The 16,723-nt window shown below is 59.2% G+C and carries 15 protein-coding genes and 1 tRNA gene; 11 read left to right on the top strand and 5 right to left on the bottom strand.

Annotated features, from left to right (window positions below; genetic code table 11):
- Positions 1-38 precede the first annotated feature (38 nt).
- Together KW403_RS05290 and KW403_RS05295 are read left to right on the top strand one after the other, a co-directional pair.
- Positions 39-1,454 (top strand): aldehyde dehydrogenase family protein, encoded by a 1,416-nt coding sequence (locus KW403_RS05290; RefSeq protein WP_246637902.1) that lies wholly within the window; start codon positions 39-41, stop codon positions 1,452-1,454.
- 28 nt (positions 1,455-1,482) lie between these two features.
- Positions 1,483-3,471: a copper amine oxidase gene (locus KW403_RS05295; protein ID WP_223021697.1), complete on the top strand. Its 1,989-nt coding sequence runs from the start codon at positions 1,483-1,485 to the stop codon at positions 3,469-3,471.
- A gap of 19 nt (positions 3,472-3,490) precedes the next feature.
- Here the strand turns inward: KW403_RS05295 and KW403_RS05300 are convergent, their stop codons facing one another.
- Complete coding sequence (locus KW403_RS05300) at positions 3,491-4,414, bottom strand: LysR family transcriptional regulator (protein WP_223021698.1); 924 nt, start codon at positions 4,412-4,414, stop codon at positions 3,491-3,493.
- Positions 4,415-4,524: 110 nt separating this feature from the next.
- Between KW403_RS05300 and ilvD the strand changes: the two genes are divergently transcribed.
- From ilvD to KW403_RS05320, 4 genes are all read left to right on the top strand, one after another.
- Positions 4,525-6,198, top strand: coding sequence for a dihydroxy-acid dehydratase (ilvD, locus tag KW403_RS05305; RefSeq protein ID WP_223021699.1), 1,674 nt, complete (start codon positions 4,525-4,527; stop codon positions 6,196-6,198).
- A 72-nt stretch (positions 6,199-6,270) separates the two neighbouring features.
- Positions 6,271-7,269: a TRAP transporter substrate-binding protein gene (locus KW403_RS05310; RefSeq protein ID WP_223021700.1), complete on the top strand. Its 999-nt coding sequence runs from the start codon at positions 6,271-6,273 to the stop codon at positions 7,267-7,269.
- Between the two features lie 185 nt (positions 7,270-7,454).
- Entirely contained in the window at positions 7,455-8,000 is a 546-nt protein-coding gene (locus tag KW403_RS05315; RefSeq protein ID WP_223021701.1) for a TRAP transporter small permease, read from the top strand.
- Positions 8,001-8,006: 6 nt separating this feature from the next.
- Complete coding sequence (locus tag KW403_RS05320) at positions 8,007-9,290, top strand: TRAP transporter large permease (protein ID WP_223021702.1); 1,284 nt, start codon at positions 8,007-8,009, stop codon at positions 9,288-9,290.
- Between the two features lie 15 nt (positions 9,291-9,305).
- Here the strand turns inward: KW403_RS05320 and KW403_RS05325 are convergent, their stop codons facing one another.
- Positions 9,306-10,184 carry an SMP-30/gluconolactonase/LRE family protein gene (locus KW403_RS05325; protein WP_343224053.1) on the bottom strand — a complete coding sequence of 293 codons (879 nt, stop codon included), beginning with the start codon at positions 10,182-10,184 and terminating at the stop codon, positions 9,306-9,308.
- 222 nt (positions 10,185-10,406) lie between these two features.
- Between KW403_RS05325 and KW403_RS05330 the strand changes: the two genes are divergently transcribed.
- Entirely contained in the window at positions 10,407-11,180 is a 774-nt protein-coding gene (locus tag KW403_RS05330; RefSeq protein WP_223021703.1) for a helix-turn-helix domain-containing protein, read from the top strand.
- Positions 11,181-11,221: 41 nt separating this feature from the next.
- Here the strand turns inward: KW403_RS05330 and KW403_RS05335 are convergent, their stop codons facing one another.
- The gene (locus KW403_RS05335; protein ID WP_223021704.1) at positions 11,222-12,019 is read right to left on the bottom strand and encodes an IclR family transcriptional regulator; all 798 of its coding nucleotides are present in this window, start codon (positions 12,017-12,019) and stop codon (positions 11,222-11,224) included.
- A 225-nt stretch (positions 12,020-12,244) separates the two neighbouring features.
- Here KW403_RS05335 and KW403_RS05340 point away from each other — a divergent pair, with 225 nt between their 5' ends.
- Complete coding sequence (locus tag KW403_RS05340; RefSeq protein ID WP_223022452.1) at positions 12,245-12,940, top strand: MOSC domain-containing protein; 696 nt, start codon at positions 12,245-12,247, stop codon at positions 12,938-12,940.
- A 75-nt stretch (positions 12,941-13,015) separates the two neighbouring features.
- Here KW403_RS05340 and KW403_RS05345 read toward each other — a convergent pair.
- Positions 13,016-13,091: transfer RNA gene (locus KW403_RS05345), tRNA-Thr, on the bottom strand.
- A gap of 313 nt (positions 13,092-13,404) precedes the next feature.
- On the opposite strand from KW403_RS05345, the gene KW403_RS05350 reads away from it, so the two are divergent.
- From KW403_RS05350 to KW403_RS05360, 3 genes are all read left to right on the top strand, one after another.
- A complete protein-coding gene (locus KW403_RS05350; protein WP_223021705.1) occupies positions 13,405-13,632 on the top strand; it encodes a hypothetical protein in 228 nt (75 codons plus the stop codon).
- A gap of 93 nt (positions 13,633-13,725) precedes the next feature.
- On the top strand, positions 13,726-14,214 hold the full coding sequence (locus tag KW403_RS05355) for a (2Fe-2S)-binding protein (protein WP_223021706.1): 489 nt from the start codon (positions 13,726-13,728) through the stop codon (positions 14,212-14,214).
- A 16-nt stretch (positions 14,215-14,230) separates the two neighbouring features.
- Positions 14,231-15,031 carry an FAD binding domain-containing protein gene (locus tag KW403_RS05360; RefSeq protein WP_223021707.1) on the top strand — a complete coding sequence of 267 codons (801 nt, stop codon included), beginning with the start codon at positions 14,231-14,233 and terminating at the stop codon, positions 15,029-15,031.
- A 12-nt stretch (positions 15,032-15,043) separates the two neighbouring features.
- Here KW403_RS05360 and KW403_RS05365 read toward each other — a convergent pair whose 3' ends face one another.
- The gene (locus tag KW403_RS05365) at positions 15,044-16,696 is read right to left on the bottom strand and encodes an alpha/beta hydrolase (RefSeq protein ID WP_223021708.1); all 1,653 of its coding nucleotides are present in this window, start codon (positions 16,694-16,696) and stop codon (positions 15,044-15,046) included.
- Positions 16,697-16,723 lie beyond the last annotated feature (27 nt).

The raw sequence follows: 16,723 nt of genomic DNA on the forward strand, positions 1-16,723 counted from the left end.
GCCGCCCGGAAAGCGGCGCTATCGGGAGGAGGAAGACAATGGCCGATACGGCACGGTTTCACAACATCATCAATGGGCGGGCTGCACCAGCCACCGAGACACAGCCAGTGCTCGATCCGGCCACCGGCGCACCTGTCGGCCACATGCCGCTCGGCACACGCTCCGACTTGGACGATGCCGTCAAAGCCGCTCGCGCTGCCTTTCCTGGCTGGGCCGCAACCAGCGACGAAGAGCGCAAGGCAGCCTGCCTGAAGATTGCCGACCTCGTCGAGCAGAGCATTCCCGAGCTTGCTCCCTTGCTCACCGCCGAACAGGGCAAACCCATCGGCGGCTTTGGCTCGCAATGGGAAATCGGCGCCGCCGCCGCATGGACCCGCCACACCGCCGGCCTCGATCTGCCCGTCTCCGTCCTTCAGGACAACAATGAGGGGCGCGTGGAGGTCCATCGCAAACCCATCGGCGTTGTCGGATCCATCACGCCGTGGAATTTCCCGGTGCTGATAGCCGCCTGGCACATCATTCCTGCCGTGCGCACCGGCAATTGCGTGGTCATCAAGCCCTCGCCCAACACGCCGCTTGCCACGATCCGTTTCGTCGAACTCATCAATCAGGTGCTGCCTGCCGGCGTGGTCAACATCGTCTGTGGCGCAGATGAAATCGGCGCGGCCATGTCCGCCCATCCCGGCATCGACAAGATGGTGTTCACCGGCTCCACCGGAACCGGCCGCAAGATCATGGCTTCGGCCGCCGAAACCGTGAAGCGCCTCACGCTTGAGCTGGGCGGCAATGACGCCGCGATCGTGTTGCCAGATGTCGACGCGCAAGCCATCGCCGAAGGGCTCTTCTGGGGCGCGTTTTTGAACAACGGCCAGACCTGCGCCTGCATCAAGCGGCTCTATGTGCATGAGAGCATTTATGATGCGGTGTGCGATGCGCTTGCAGCCCTCGCCGAGGCCATCCCCATGGGCGACGGGCGGCAGGAGGGTGTCGCTCTCGGCCCCGTCCAGAACGCGATGCAGTTCGAGCGCGTCACGGAACTGGTCGAGGAAGCGAAGGCACAGGGCGCCCGCATCCTTACCGGCGGCGCACCATCCGGCGGCGTTGGATACTTCTATCCCGCGACCATCGTTGCCGATGCCGAGCACGGCATGCGCCTTGTCGATGAAGAGCAGTTCGGCCCCGTTCTTCCCATCATCCGCTATAGTGATGTCGAGGTCGTCATCGCTCGCGCCAATGACAATCCGAACGGGCTTGGCGGTTCGGTCTGGTCGCAGGACACCGAGCGCGCAAAGGCTCTGGTGCTGAAGCTTGAATGCGGGACTGCCTGGATCAACAAGCACGGCATGATCCAGCCCAACGCCCCATTCGGCGGCATCAAGCAATCGGGTGTTGGCGTTCAGTTCGCCGAGGCCGGCCTTATGGAGAACACGGTCGGCCAGACCATCATCATGTGACAACCGGGACACTGGAGGAGCAAAGAAAATGAAAAGACACTTATCGACCACATCCGCAGCCTTGGCGCTCACCGCCTTATGCAGTGGCGCGCTCGCACACCCGTTGGACGGACTGTCCAAGGACGAAATTGCCGAAGTCGTCACCATCATGAAGTCCGATGATCGGATTTCCGACGAAGCCCGCTTTCCCCTGATCGAACTGAAGGAACCTGAAAAGGCCGATGTGCTTGCCTGGAAGGAAGGCGATGAAGGGCCCCGTGCCGCCACCGTCCATGTGATTTCCGGCGACGACACCTACAAGGCCGAGGTCGATCTAGTTTCCGGTGAGATCAGCGATTTCGGCTCCATTGGCGGCCAGCACATGGTGCTGCTCGAAGAGTTCATCGGCGCCATGGATCTGGCGCTCTCCGACGAGGATTTCGTGGCAGCATTGGCAAAGCGGGAGCTCACGCCGGATGACGTCTTCTGCCTGCCGCTAACGGCCGGCTCATTCGACATCGAGGCTGAAGACGACCAGCGCCTCATGAAGGTTCCCTGCTACGTTAATCCGACCGGCTCCAATTTCTACGCTAAGCCCATCGAGGGGCTCTACGCCGTGGTCGATCTCGCCGGGAAATCCGTGGTGGAGGTTATCGACACCGGCGTCGTGCCCGTCCCGGAAGATCCCTGGGGCTACACCGAAGAAGAGGTGGAGGCCCGCACCGGCTCCCTGCGGGCCGAGAACAATCCAGCCGTCCTGCGTCAGGAAGGCGAACCCAATTTCACCATCGATGGCAGCATGGTGAACTGGGACATGTGGCGCTTCCGCTGGCGCGTTGACAAGCGGCCCGGCGTGGTTCTTTCCAGCATCGAGGTGAACGACCGCGACGACTGGCGCTCGGTGCTCTATCAGGCCCACCTTTCGGAAGTCTTCGTGCCCTATATGGACCCGGACAAGGGCTGGTATTGGCGCACCTATATGGACAGCGGCGAATATGGTTTCGGTATTTTCCTGAGCCCGCTGCGCGCAGGCGTCGACTGCCCCTCCTACGCCCGCTTCCTGCCTGCCACCGTGCATGACGACATGGGCAATCCGATCGAGATCCCGGATGCGCTCTGCATCTTCGAGCGCAATATCGGCGACCCCGCCTGGAGGCATTATGAAATCTTCGCCCAGAGCGAGGATCAGGCCGTACCGGCGGAAGGCCGCCCGGCAAACGAGCTCGTGGTCCGCTCCGCTTCGCAGGTCGGCAATTACGACTATCTCATCGACTATGTGTTCGAGCAGAATGGCCGCATCCGCGTGATGGTCGGCGCGACCGGTCTCGACGCGGTCAAGGGCGCCGCCTCCACGTCCATGGAAGACGCCACGGCAGCGCAGGAAACCCGTTACGGCACGCTCATCATGCCCAATCTGATCGCGCCGAACCACGACCATTTCTTCAACTTCCGCCTCGACTTCGACATCGACGGTCAGGACAATGTGTTCATGCGCACCGGCCTTGTGAAAGGCGAAGTCGCAGACGATCTGCCCCGTCGCTCCCTCTGGGTGACCAAGGCGGAAATGCCCATGACCGAGATGCAGGCGCGCTACCGGGTCAATCCGGCGACACCTGCCATGTATCATATCATGAACATGAGCCGGAAAATCGGCGTCGGCCACGTGCCAGGCTACATGATCATGCCGCAAAACAGCGTTGCCTACAGCCCGCTGGACACTGAAAACGACATGCCGGCAAAGCGCAACGCCTATATCGACTACACCTTCTGGAACACGCCCTATGCGGTCGACGAGCGCTATGCGGGCGGGGAATACGCCTTCCAGAGCGACGGCACCGACACGCTGGCCGAATGGGTGAAGCAGGATCGCAGCATCGACAACACCGACATCGTAACCTGGTACACGATGGGCTTCCATCACGTGCCGCAGATGGAAGATTGGCCGGTGATGTCGACCATGTGGAAGGGCTTCACGCTGAAACCCTACAACTTCTTCCCACACAATCCAGCTCTCACTGTGCGGGTGCCGAAGGAATAAGCCACCATTCCATCTTCTGTCAGCCGCGTGCTGGCAAATCGGGAAACATCTCGTCGACACTATCGGCGAGATGTTTCAGCGCCGCGCTGGCGCCGGCACTGCGCCAGGCAAACCCGATCTCGATCTCCGGCTGTCGCTCGGCAACACGGAAATAGGCGACACCCGGCCGGATCAACCGCCGCATCGTGCTCGGCACAAAAGCAATGCCAAGCCCGGTGGACACCAGGTTGATGATCGTCTGCATCTGCACCGCTTGCTGGCCCGCAACAGGCATCGCATCGCGCTCGGCATAATAGCGCGTCACAAGATCGTGCAATACGGGCGCGCTTTGCCTCGGGAAAAGGATAACCGGCAAATCCCGCACCGCGTCGAAATCGAGCCTGCCACCGCGCGGAGAAACCCGACCGGAAATCACCCATTCCTCCGGCACCGCAACCACAAGCTTGTCGGTCTCCACGGGCCGATAGCGCAAGGGTGAATGCAGGGCGCCGCGCGGCGGAGCGATGATGATGCCGGCATCAAGCGCACCATCCAGCAATTCGGCAATCTGCACATCGCTCGTCGCCTCGTTCAGCGCCAGCTCCACCTCCGGAAACCGCTCCTTGAAACGGCGCACGAGTCTCGGCAAAAAACTGAAACTGACAAAGCTTATGAAGGAGAGGCGCACCCGGCCAACCTCGCCACGTGAAAGCCGCCGCGCCACCTGCGGCAACTCGACAGCGTCTTCCAGAACCTTCCGCGCATGGGGCAGCCATTCGAGCCCGACCGCTGTCAGCGTCACGCTACGCCGCGTGCGCTCGAACAGTGGCAGGCCGAGTTCCGCCTCCAGGGCCTGTATGCTTTGGCTAAGCGGTGGCTGCGTCATGCCCAGACGCTCGGCAGCACGACCGAAATGCAGCTCCTCGGCCACCGCGACGAAATGCCGGATCTGACGAATGTCCATGCCCAATCATATGACGTATGAATTAATCTAATACCATAAATATATTTCTCATATCAATAAATACGCCCTAGCCTAGCTTCTCAGCGGTGTAAGCCACCCACGGAGAGAGCATGGCAGCGAACGACCGATCAAAAACCATTACGCAGGGCATCGAGCGCTCGCCCAATCGTGCGATGTACTACGCGCTCGGCTACCGGGAGGACGATTTTTTGCGTCCGATGATCGGCATCGCCAATGGCCACTCCACCATCACGCCGTGCAATGCGGGTCTCCAACCGCTGGCAGACGCCGCAGTCGAAGCCGTGCGGGAAGCCGGCGGAAATCCGCAGACTTTCGGTGTGCCCACCATTTCAGATGGCATGTCCATGGGCACGGAAGGCATGAAATACTCGCTGGTATCGCGTGAGGTGATTGCCGATTGTGTCGAGACCACCGTTCAGGGCCAGTGGATGGACGGCGTTCTCGTCATTGGCGGATGCGACAAGAACAAGCCGGGCGGGATGATCGGCATCGTCCGGGCCAATGTCCCTGCCATCTATGTCTATGGCGGCACGATCCTGCCCGGTCGCCTGAATGGCCGCGACCTCAATCTGGTTTCCGCCTTCGAAGCCGTGGGCGCGCTCAAGGCCGGACGCATGTCACGCGAAGAGTTCGACGCCATCGAACGCAATGCCATTCCGGGCACCGGAGCCTGTGGCGGCATGTACACCGCAAACACGATGAGTTCGTCCTTCGAGGCGCTCGGCATCTCGCTGCTCGGCTCGTCCACCATGGCCAATGTCCATGAGGAGAAGCGCCATTCCTCGGCCCGCTCGGCCCATGTCCTGCTGGATGCCGTGCGTGCAGGACGAAAGCCGCGCGACATCATCACCCGCAGCAGCGTGGAAAACGCCATCGCGCTGGTCATGGCAACGGGAGGTTCCACCAATGCCGTGTTGCATTATCTCGCTATCTGCCGCGCCGCCGAAGTGGAATGGACACTCGACGATTTCGAGCGCATCCGGCGCAAGGTTCCAGTCCTGTGCGACCTCAAGCCTTCCGGACAATACATGGCCGTCGACCTGCATCGCGCTGGCGGCGTGCCTCAGGTGCTCAAGATCCTGCTGGAAGCAGGCCTTCTCAACGGCGACTGCCTGACGATCACCGGGCGAAGCCTAGCGGAAGAGCTGGCAGACATCCCGGCAACCCCACCGCCGGATCAGGATGTCATTCGCCCCATCGACGCCCCGCTTTATGCCGAAGGGCATCTGGCGATCCTGAAAGGCAACCTCGCCGAAGACGGTGCGGTCGCCAAGATCACCGGTCTCAAATCCGCCAGCATCACCGGCCCTGCCCGCGTCTTCGAGGACGAGCAATCGGCCATGGACGCGATCCTGTCCGACAGCATAAGGCCCGGCGACGTAATGGTTCTGCGCTATCTCGGACCAAAAGGCGGACCCGGTATGCCGGAAATGCTGTCACCCAGTTCCGCTCTGATCGGGCGCGGGCTCGGCGAGAAGGTGGGGCTCATCACGGATGGCCGCTTCTCAGGCGGTTCGTGGGGCCTTCTTGTCGGGCACATCACGCCAGAAGCCTATGATGGAGGAACGATCGCGCTGGTTCAGGAAGGCGACACGATCACCATCGACGCCACCTGCCGCCTTATACAGCTCAATGTGGAGGACAAGGAGCTGGAACGACGGCGCGCGGCGTGGCGCAGGCCCGAACCGCGCTATCGCACCGGAGTTCTGGCCAAATTCGCAAAACTGGCCGCACCTGCCAGCCAAGGTGCATTGACTGAATAGTCGGGATAGGCCACAGCCATTCAGCGAATGGGAGACCTGAATCGCAACGAAATTGTGCAAAGGGAGAGAGACATGAAATTTTCCATAAGACATGCAGGACCACTGGCGGCGCTTGTGACCGCGGTGGGCATTATCGCAGGCGCATCCGCCGCGCAGGCGCAACAGGAAATCAAGATCGGCTACGCTCTGGCGCCGACCTCGCACTATGGCGTGGCAGCGGAGAAATGGCAGGAAGTGGTGGAAGCGAACACCGATGGCCGCTTCTCGTTCCGTCATTTCCCCTCCTCCGGCTTGGGCGGTGAGCGCGAAGTGATCGAGGGCCTGCAGATCGGCACCATCGAGGCAACGATCGTGTCTTCCGGTACGCTGAGCAACTTCGTGCCCGAGACCGGCGTGTTCGACATTCCCTTCCTGTTCCGGGACCTTTCCCATGCACGCAATGTGCTCGATGGCGAAATCGGTCAGAACATCCTCGCCAAGTTCGACGATGTTGGTCTCGTCGCTCTTGCATGGGGCGAGCAGGGCTTCCGCCACATCACCAACAACCGCAACACGATCGGCAAACCCGAAGATGTCTCCGGTCTGAAACTGCGCACGATGGAAAACCCGATCCACATCACCGCATTCGAAACCCTGGGCGCCGCGCCCACGCCGATGGCGTGGCCGGAAGTCATCTCGTCTCTGCAGCAGGGTACGATCGACGGCCAGGAAAATCCGCTTTCCGTGATCACCTCCGCGAAGCTTTCCGAAGTACAGAAATATCTGACGCTGTCCGGTCACGTCTATTCTCCGGCCATGCTTCTTGTCTCCCGCCAGCTTTGGGACGGTATGTCCGACGAGGACAAGAAAGCCTTCGAGGAAGGCGCTGCCGAGGCCGTCAAGGCCATGCGGGCCTATGTCGACAATGTCGAAACATCAGGCGTTAAACAGCTCAAGGAAGAAGGCATGGACGTCGGCGAGTTGACCGCCGAACAGAAAGCCGCCTTCCAGCAGGCCGTTCAGCCGGCCTACGAAAAATACTATGAGCAGTACGACAAGGCGCTGATCGACCAGATCATTGCAACCAAGTAAGTCCTTCTCTTGTGATGATCCGGACGGCTCGCTTCCTGGGGCCGTCCGGATTTTGCATCACTTGTGTCGTTTTTTGCCATAGGGCGGTTTCCACTCTCAACCGCGATGGTCTAAACATTGTCGGCCAACAGGCTGCGTGGCAAGGGAAACCACGCTCCGGGGGAAAGCACGCTCGGGGAGGATCAGTGAAGACGTTTGAGCGATATTTCATAGCCCTCAACAAATGGGCTCTGGTGCTGCTGCTTGGCGCCATGGCGGTCATTGTCTTCGCCAATGTATCGCTGCGCTATCTCACAAATTTCTCCATCACCTGGTCCGAGGAAGTTGCCCGCTATTTGATGATCTGGATGACCTTCATAGGTGCCGGTCTCGCGCTACGCACGGGCGGGCATGTGGCCGTGAGCAACTTTCAGGAGATGCTTGGTCCGGCGGGACAGCGCGCCGTGCGCATCCTCATCCTATGCCTGCTTCTGGCATTCTTCGCGATCATGATCTGGATGGGCTTGAACTATATGGATCGCGCGAGATTTCAGCTCACACCGGCGACACGCGTCTCCTTCAGCTACATTTATGCCGCCATGCCAATCGGCTTCGGCCTCCTGATTGTGCATCTGCTTTTGATCGCCCGATCATTCGTCATGGAGAACAGGTTCGCTGAAATGGAGACCGACGCGCCATCCACCACCCTCCACGAGAGGGCAATACCCAGCATCGCAGGCAACCGGGACTAGACGGCCGTGGCGCTGATCCTCTTCGCTTCCTTCTTCGCTCTGCTCATCATCGGCATGCCGGTGGCCTTCTCGCTGGCGCTTGCCGTTTGGGCGGCAATCAGCCTCGGCAGCACCTATCCGCAGATCGTCATCGTCAAGGAGATGTTCTCCGGCCTCGACAGTTTCCCGCTCATGGCGGTGCCCTTCTTCATCCTGGCAGCGGAACTGATGTCGAGTGGCGCGATGACCCAGATACTGCTCCGCTTCGCCTCGCAGTTCGTTGGTCATTTCCGGGGCGGACTGGGCTACGCCAACGTCGTGTCCTCCACCATGTTCGCAGGCATATCCGGTTCTGCCCTTGCCGATGCCGCCGGCCCCGGTGCGATGATGATCCGCATGATGGAGAAGGATGGCTACGACAAATCCTATGCCAGCGCTCTAACGGCATCCGCCTCTGTCGTCGGCCCCATCATCCCGCCATCGATCATCATGATCCTCTACGCCATGCAGGATGAGAACGTCTCCGTCATCGCCCTTTTCATGGCCGGCATCATTCCCGGTATCCTCATTTCGGCTGCCATGGCGGCGACCAATTGGTATGTGTGCCGAACCCGAGGCTTCCGCAGCAGCACGCCCCGCCCAACCTTACGCCAGATGATGCGCACGAGTTTTCAGGCGCTGCCAGCCATCTTCCTCATCGTGCTCATCATCGGCGGCATCCGCAGCGGATTGTTCACACCGACAGAGGCTTCGGTGGTGGCGGTATTCTACGCGCTTTTGTGCGGCATGTTCGTCTACCGCTCCTTGAGATTGCGCGACCTGCCGGACATCCTCTTTCGGTCTGCGCTGGTCACGGTCGCGATCCTGCTGATCCTGGCAGCCGCGCGTGCATTCGCATGGATCATCATTATCGAAGGCATTCCTCAGGCCATTGCTTCGACGATTGTCGCATGGGAGCTGAGCCCGATCCTGTTTCTTCTGGCGGTAAACGTGCTCCTGCTCGCTTTTGGCCTGTTCATGGATCCGCTGCCAGGCGTCATGATCCTGGTGCCGATCCTCGGCCCCATTGCCTATTCGCTGGGCATCGATCCGATACACTTCGCCATCGTCGTGATCGTCAACCTGACACTCGGTCTTCTCACCCCACCGGTGGGTGCGTTGCTTTTCGTGGTCTCTTCGGCCGTGAAAATCCGGGTCAGCGAGATGATACGAGAGATGCCACCCTTCCTGGTGATGCATCTTATTGTCCTTCTCGCCCTGACTTTCATCCCTGCGCTGTCCACCTGGCTCCCAAGCCTCAGTGGATATTGATAGCGACTACCGGCATCAAGCGATTACGACGTCGGGTTCCAGCTTGCCCGTTGGCGCACCTAGGTCGACCAAGAATACGCTGCCGGCAAATTCAGAACCGGGGCTGTCCGGTTCAACGTCAATCGAAGCGGATGTAACCAGAAGCCGGTCGGCATTTGGCCCGACAAAGGCCGGACAGGTGATGAGCGCCGCGGGTAGCTCGATCTTGCGAAGCAGGTCGCCCTGGGGTGAATAAACCTCCACGCCGTGGCCGCCCCAGCGCGCCACCCAGAGATTACCCTCGGCATCAACCACCGCGCCATCCGGGTCGCCATCGCTTGACGGTATTGCAAACGCAGACGGCTCACCAACCGGTAATCCGGTGTCAGGGTCCAGTTGCACCTGCATGATCTGAAGCGTTGGTGTGTCCGTAAAATATCCCACCCGGCCATCCGGTGAGAAGCAGATCGCATTGGTCACGGTGATCCCGGAGAAAAGACGCCGAACCTCGCCCCCGCGATACCAGTAGATCGAACCTGCATCCTTCTCCGCATTCTTTCCCATTGTGCCGATCCAGAACGCTCCGCTCGGATGCACCCGGGAATCGTTGGAGCGAGTTCGCGGATTGTCCTCTTCCATAGGACAGTGGAGCCGTAGGCTTCCATCCACGATATTCCGCAGATAAAGACCGCTTTCCGTTACAAGCAATTGACGTTCGTCATCAACGCGGGCAACCGCGGACGAAAACTCCGGCAGATCATGCCTGCGCGTCAAACCATCGGCGAAGCGGTGCTCAAAAAGGACCTTGCCGAGAATATCGAACCACCAGGCCGTGTCCCTGTGCCGATCGTAAGTCGGCCCCTCGCCGAGCACACAACGTTCTGACCCCAGATACATCCATTCTGCGCCGATCACTGGCTTGCCTCCCCTCCATTGCATTCTCAAGGGCAGCCTTAGCCTTCTTTCATGAAAGCATTCAAGAAGCGTGGTGATGCGAAAACTCGTGATCTTTCGATCACAGTTGTCGGATCCAAATCTGTTTCATGCTACCTTGAAGGAGCCAGCATATTGATATGGCAGACCCGATAGGCCTAAAATTTGTGTTGGGGGGCCCCTTCCATCAAGGCAAATCGCACGGTGAAGAGACAGACTGACGAAAGCAATAGCAGCACAGTTGCTTTAAAAAACGGACTTGAATTGGTTCGCCTGCTCTCGGTCGAAGGTCCTATGACGGCCAATGAACTGGCCCTGCGTTTATCGCTGAGAAACGACACTGCCGCCCGGCTCTTAAAGACACTGGAAATTCACGGCTTCGTAGAACAATCCAGATTTGCAGACCGCTTCCAGCCCGGCCGCACTGCCAGCGCTCTTTCCGAAAAATTCCTGAGAGAAACTCCGGTGAACGAGATCGCTCGATCGGTCCTGCAGGCGCTCGCTGATAGGCACAATGCCACATGCATTCTGGCAGTCGATGACGCGGGCGAAGCACTTTCTCTGGTCGTTTGCAACGGACTCAATCGCGTGAGCCTACCTTGTTGCCACGTCGGGTCAGTCTATCCGCTCACAAGAACAGCGGCCGGGCACGCCTTGCTCTTCACCACTCCGAACGAAGCGGATAGACTCGATAAAATTAAGGATCACAGCGCTGCCGAGACAGAGGCTCTCCGGGAGAGCTTTTGCTTCTTTCGGGCGTCCGGCTGCTTCAGACTAACGCTCGAAGAAGATGATGTTCTTTTTCTCGCCGCCCCCTTGCATCTCAACAATGCGGTTCTGGCACTGGAGATCATTTTGCCGGCGAAAGCACGCTCGGCATGCGACTCGACCCGTGCGATGAGAGATTTGCTTGCAGCCGTCGAGATGGTTCAGCACAAGTGCGATGCAATGGGCGTACGGTATCTGGAGGATTCCTGATTCAAACCTGCCTGCGAGTTGGCATTGCTTGCGGCTACGGATCAGGCGCTCGCGCGCGTCGACGTCAGGGTTGAAGCAAGTCGCACAAGTTCCTTGCCGAGTTCCTTCAGCCGGGGAACCGGCATTTGTCCCCTGTGAGCACAGCAGCCGAGCGACATGATGGCAGGCTGGCCGGAAGGCTTGAGCGGCACCGCCACGCCATGGATATCAGGATGCCAACCTCCAAGCGAAAGGGTAAATCCCGTACCGGCAATCTCGCCCAATCCTTGTTCGACCTGACGCTGCATTACATCCCAGCCGGCCCCATGATGGCGCGCAAGGTCCCTCATCAAAGAATGACGCTGCGCAGGCTCCAGACCCGCAAGCAAAGCGTGCCCCACGGGAGAGCCGGCAACGGACACTCTGGAGCCCGCCTCCAGCCGCAAGGTCACGAGGGTCGCTGTGCTGTGGCAAACTTCCACATGTAGGGCCTCGATCCCGTCCAGCACCGCCAGAGCCGTGTGTACGCGGTAACGGTTTGCGACCTCTTGCAGATGAGGGCGTATGAGTTCGATGATCTGTATCTCGCTCCGAACGCCATAGCCAAGCCGCACGACACCTGGCGCCAGGCGAAATCGCCGACGGCTACTGCTGTAGTGGAGCAGTCCCATCCCTGCCAGAGACTTTGTAAGTCGGGCCACAGTCGCTGCAGGAAGGTCAGTACGCCCCGCAATATCCGAATTGCTGAGCCATACGGGTGCATCGGAAAACACACGGAGCAAGCGCAACCCGCGCGACAAGGCAGGCGAAATCGAAGGTCCCTTCCGGTCCACACACTGCAACGGCTTTGCGGTCGCCATACCTTCCCCCCTCAGGTCAACGGCCAAGAACGAACCCGAAGCCTACCAAAAACTCTGCTTCTCCCGCAACGTCCACCAGGTACGGACGATTTTCGAAGCCTCCTCGAATGTCCACAGGCGCGGACCACAACGACCCGCCAACTGGCCCTGCCGTCTGATGCTGGCGTCCCTTATAATGCATAGAGATTCACCCCCCTCGCACTACGGAGCCCGTTCGTGCCTGAGATCGACAAGATACCGCTGGAAGCCATACTGACAGGCAAGATAGCGCCGCTGGGAGAACGAGGCGTTCCCAGCGGTATCGACAAGCATGAAGTCCCCGGTCCGGTATGGCTGAGTACAAATGGCTTCGTCGGTGACCATCAGGGTGATACGAAGGTCCATGGTGGCCCTGACAAAGCTGTTCACCATTATCCGCGCGACCATTACCCAGACTGGTGTCGCGAAATTGGCAACAATCCCCTGCTCGCATCCCCCGGAGCCTTCGGCGAAAATCTCTCCACTTACGGACTGAACGAGGAAACCGTCGCGCTTGGTGACGTTTTCCGATTGGGGGAGGCAGTTGTGGAGGTCTCCCAGGGCCGCCAGCCCTGCTGGAAACTGAACAGCCGCTTTGGCGTCGATACCATGGCTTACCAAGTTCAGAAAACCGGCCGCACCGGCTGGTACTATCGGGTTCTGCAGGAAGGCAGAGTTTCCCCCGAAGATTGTTTGCAACGCCTTGAACGCCCATTGCAGGAATGGCCGCTCAAACGTCTTTGGCAGATCCTCTACGTGAAAACCCTCGACCGTGGCGAACTCGAACAGATGGCGGCGCTCGAAAAACTCCCGGAAGGATGGCGTCGTCATGCACGGCGCCGTCTCGCCTCCGGCAAGGTCGAAGACTGGGATCGCCGCCTGAACGGCGAAAAGCAGGTTTGAAGCAACACGCCGCGTCGTATCGCGCCCGACAAGGCTGACTGTCTGTCTGAAACGGTCCGCTGGGAAACTTGTGAATGGTGCCGCTTGTCAGACTCGAACTGACGACCTCCGCATTACGAATGCGATGCTCTACCAACTGAGCTAAAGCGGCCCTTTTCTCGCGCTCCGCCAAACCGGATTTCGGCAGGTCCGCGAAGCACTTCACCGTGCACATACCCGCCTCGGCAGGCTTTCGCAACCAAATTGTCGAGCAAGGTTGCCAATCACACCGGCCTTGACCCAATGGGCCCGACGAGCGGTTCGCCTGATAGCCTCATTCGCCTCCAAGATCAAGCGCCGGGCTTGAGATTCAAGCTGTCGATAGCAATCACTTCACCCACGAAGATCGCATAACACTTTAAGCATAAATCGAAAATAATTGAATCAAACAGATATTTCATTCAGATTAATTGAAGGAGGACGCAATGCACAAATCAGCGGTAATTCTTTCAATGATCGTCTCTATGGGCGCTCACGAAGTCGAAGCCTCGGAGATGATCTTTCATTGTCGCGCGTTCGGCGCGATACTTGAAATTCAAACCGAATCGCCATGGAGAGCCTATACGGCGGCTTACAGCTTCCTCATCGAAAAAGGGTTTCCGGACCACCCACAAACCCTTCGTGCCATCAGCTGTCGGCTTCACCGCTCATGAATCGCTACAGGGCATGGACAGGACAGCTGCATCGGTTAAGTTGGCAACCGACCAGCGTATCAGCCACCGAAAATTCCAGTAGGCAGGTGTCCCATGACAGACGTGACGATGACGGTGAACGGACAACAGGTTTCGGGCACCGTCGAAGGCCGAACTCTGCTCGTGCAGTTTCTGCGCGACAATCTTGGCCTGACCGGAACCCATGTGGGATGTGAAACTTCGCAATGCGGCGCCTGTACGATCCATATGGACGGACGGTCGGTCAAGTCTTGCTCCATGCTCGCCGTGCAAGCCGACGGTGCCACGATTACCACCATAGAGGGCTTGGCCGATGGGGAAGCCCTCCACCCCGTGCAGGCCGCATTCAAGGAGCATCACGGCCTCCAGTGCGGCTTCTGCACACCGGGCATGATCATGGCCGCGACAAACATGATTAGCCGGCACCCAGAAGGGCTTGACGAAAAGACCGTTCGTGAAGAGCTCGAAGGCAATATCTGCCGCTGCACCGGCTATCATAACATCGTCAAGGCGATCCTGGCCGCTTCCGAAGCGATGAGCAGCGCCGCCAACAAGGCCGCATGAGCCAGGAGAACAGACCATGTATGACGTCACTTACCACCGCGCCGGTTCTGTGAAAGAAGCGCTGAGCTTGCTCGAAGGTGCTGAGGAAGGAAAATTCATAGCCGGCGGACAAACTCTGATCCCGGCTATGAAGACGCGGCTGGCCGCGCCATCCGACCTTGTGGATCTTCGCCATGTCGCTGACCTGAGATCAGTCTCCGTCGCCTCCAAGACGGTCACCATTGGCGCAGGCGTGACCCATTCGGAGGTTGCTGCGAGCAGCGAAATCAGAGGCGTATGCCCGGCTCTGTCTCATCTTGCCTCTCTCATCGGCGATCCCCAGGTCCGCCATATGGGTACGATTGGCGGCTCGCTCGCCAACAATGATCCTGCCGCCGACTATCCAGCAGCGATGCTCGCGCTGGCCGCAACGATCATCACCAACAAGCGCGAAATCGCTGCTGAGAAATTCTTCACTGGCTTGTTTGAAACGGCGCTGGATGACAATGAGATGATCACCACCATTCGCTTTGAGGCCCCGGAAAAAGCAGGCTACGGAAAATTCCCCAATCCTGCCTCGCGCTATGCAATGACCGGTGTTTTCATCGCACGCGAAGGTGAAGCCGTCCGCGCCGCCGTTACTGGCGCGGGTGATGACGGGGTGTTTCTCTGTTCAGAGCTGGAAGCCGCTCTGAGCGCGGATTTCAGTGCAAATGCGTTGGATGGCCTCGCCATCCCCGCAGAGAATTTGATGACGGACATCCACGCAAGCGCGGACTATCGCGCCAGCCTCATCGTGGCCATGGCAAAGCGCGCTGTCACGATGGCGAACGGTTGACCGCAGACCCTGCTACTTCCCAAGCGCCTGCTTGAGCCGGGCGATGTCCGCACCGGACCAGCCGTCCGGTGCGGTCACGGCCATCCATGCATCGATATAGTGCTCCGGCGCATAAAGATGCCCGTATCCCAGCGGCGCAGTCGTCGCCAAAGCCATGTCCAGCCCCAACTGCAGGAAGGTCACGATCGGGTACCAGGTCAACTCGGGTGAGACATCCGGCCCTCGTTCACCCACGAGCCAGGAGGGACGCCGATACCAGGCGAGAGGCTCGAAAAAGACGACCGGATCACTCGCATACTGGAGATAGACAATTCGCAGTGGGCCCCATTCGGCTCCCGGAATGTCAAGCGCGTTCCTTTGGCTGGTGAAGCGCACTACCGAGCCGTCGCCGTAACGCGGCAACCAGGCTGGCGTATCGGGTTCGCGATCACGTGTGAAACCGCTCCACAACCGGCTGTTGAAGGGTGGACCAGCCCACAAGGCACCCTGAAACGGATCGCCCAGAATGTTTAAAAAATCGGTCGACTGCTCCGAGCTGAGCGCTCCGAGACTAAGTCCATAGAGATAAAGTTCGGGCCGTTCATCTGCCGGCAGGTTCGTCCAGTGGTCATAGATCTGCTGGAACAGCGCACGGGCGGTTTCCGCGCCATAGCTCGGCTCGATCAGCAATGAAAGCCAGCTCGTCAGATAGGAATATTGCTGCGCAACCATAACGGTGTCACCGTCGTGCAGGTATTCGAGCGCGACACTCCCCTCCGGGTCCACCCAGCCAGTGCCAGTGGGTGCCACGACAACCATCACCCTCCGTTTGAACGCGTCAATCCGCTTGAGCTCGTCGAGTGCCAATCTTGCTCGCTCTTCCACGGACTCGGCTGATCGCAAGCCAACATAAACCCGCATGGGGTCCTTTGCCTCGCGGCCGGTAAACGCTGAAATCTCCTCGCGCCCTGGCCCTTCCGTTACAAAATTGCGCCCCGTCCGCCCAAGTGTCTCCCAAGCGATCAGCGACGCAGCACTGCCTGTTTTGGTCGGGTCATCTGGCGGCGCAATCCCGTCTTCAAACAAGGCATCCAACTCTGCATAGGTTGAATCGGCAACGCGCAATGCGTAGCGGAGCATCAAACGGTCCACCAGCGACACCACGATCAGCCCAACCAGCGCAATCCCGAGCACGTAAGCTACTCGTCTCGGCACGAAACGTTTGAGCCTTTCGGAAACGAAGACGTAAACTCGTTTCAAGAGTCGGCCAATTGCGAAGAGCACCAGAAATAAAACGAGTGCGATGCCACCCACCTTGCTTGGATGGGCCGTGTCGACCGGCTCAAGATCCATCAACAAGCGAATGGAATTCTGCCACTCGGCTGCCTTCCAAAGGAAAAAGATGGCGATGCCCATACACACTGCCACCATGCCGATCTTGCCGTAATATCGCTGCGCATTCGGCAATTCCGGCAATTCCAGATAACGCCAGAGCGAGACGAAAAACACGCCGATCCCGTACCCAACCGCAAGTGAAACACCCGAGAGAACCCCCTGAACGACGAAAGCGCGCGGCAGGAGTGATGGTGTCAGGGAAGCGGCAAAGAGCAATGTTCCAAGACAAAGCCCGACTACGGAAACCGATGGCCAAGAGCTTGTTTTGTCGCGCATCGCCGTGTCGGTCATCTCACCTCGCATTTCGCCCGCCTGCCC

The organism is Nitratireductor kimnyeongensis, assembly GCF_019891395.1.
Taxonomy (GTDB): domain Bacteria; phylum Pseudomonadota; class Alphaproteobacteria; order Rhizobiales; family Rhizobiaceae; genus Nitratireductor; species Nitratireductor kimnyeongensis.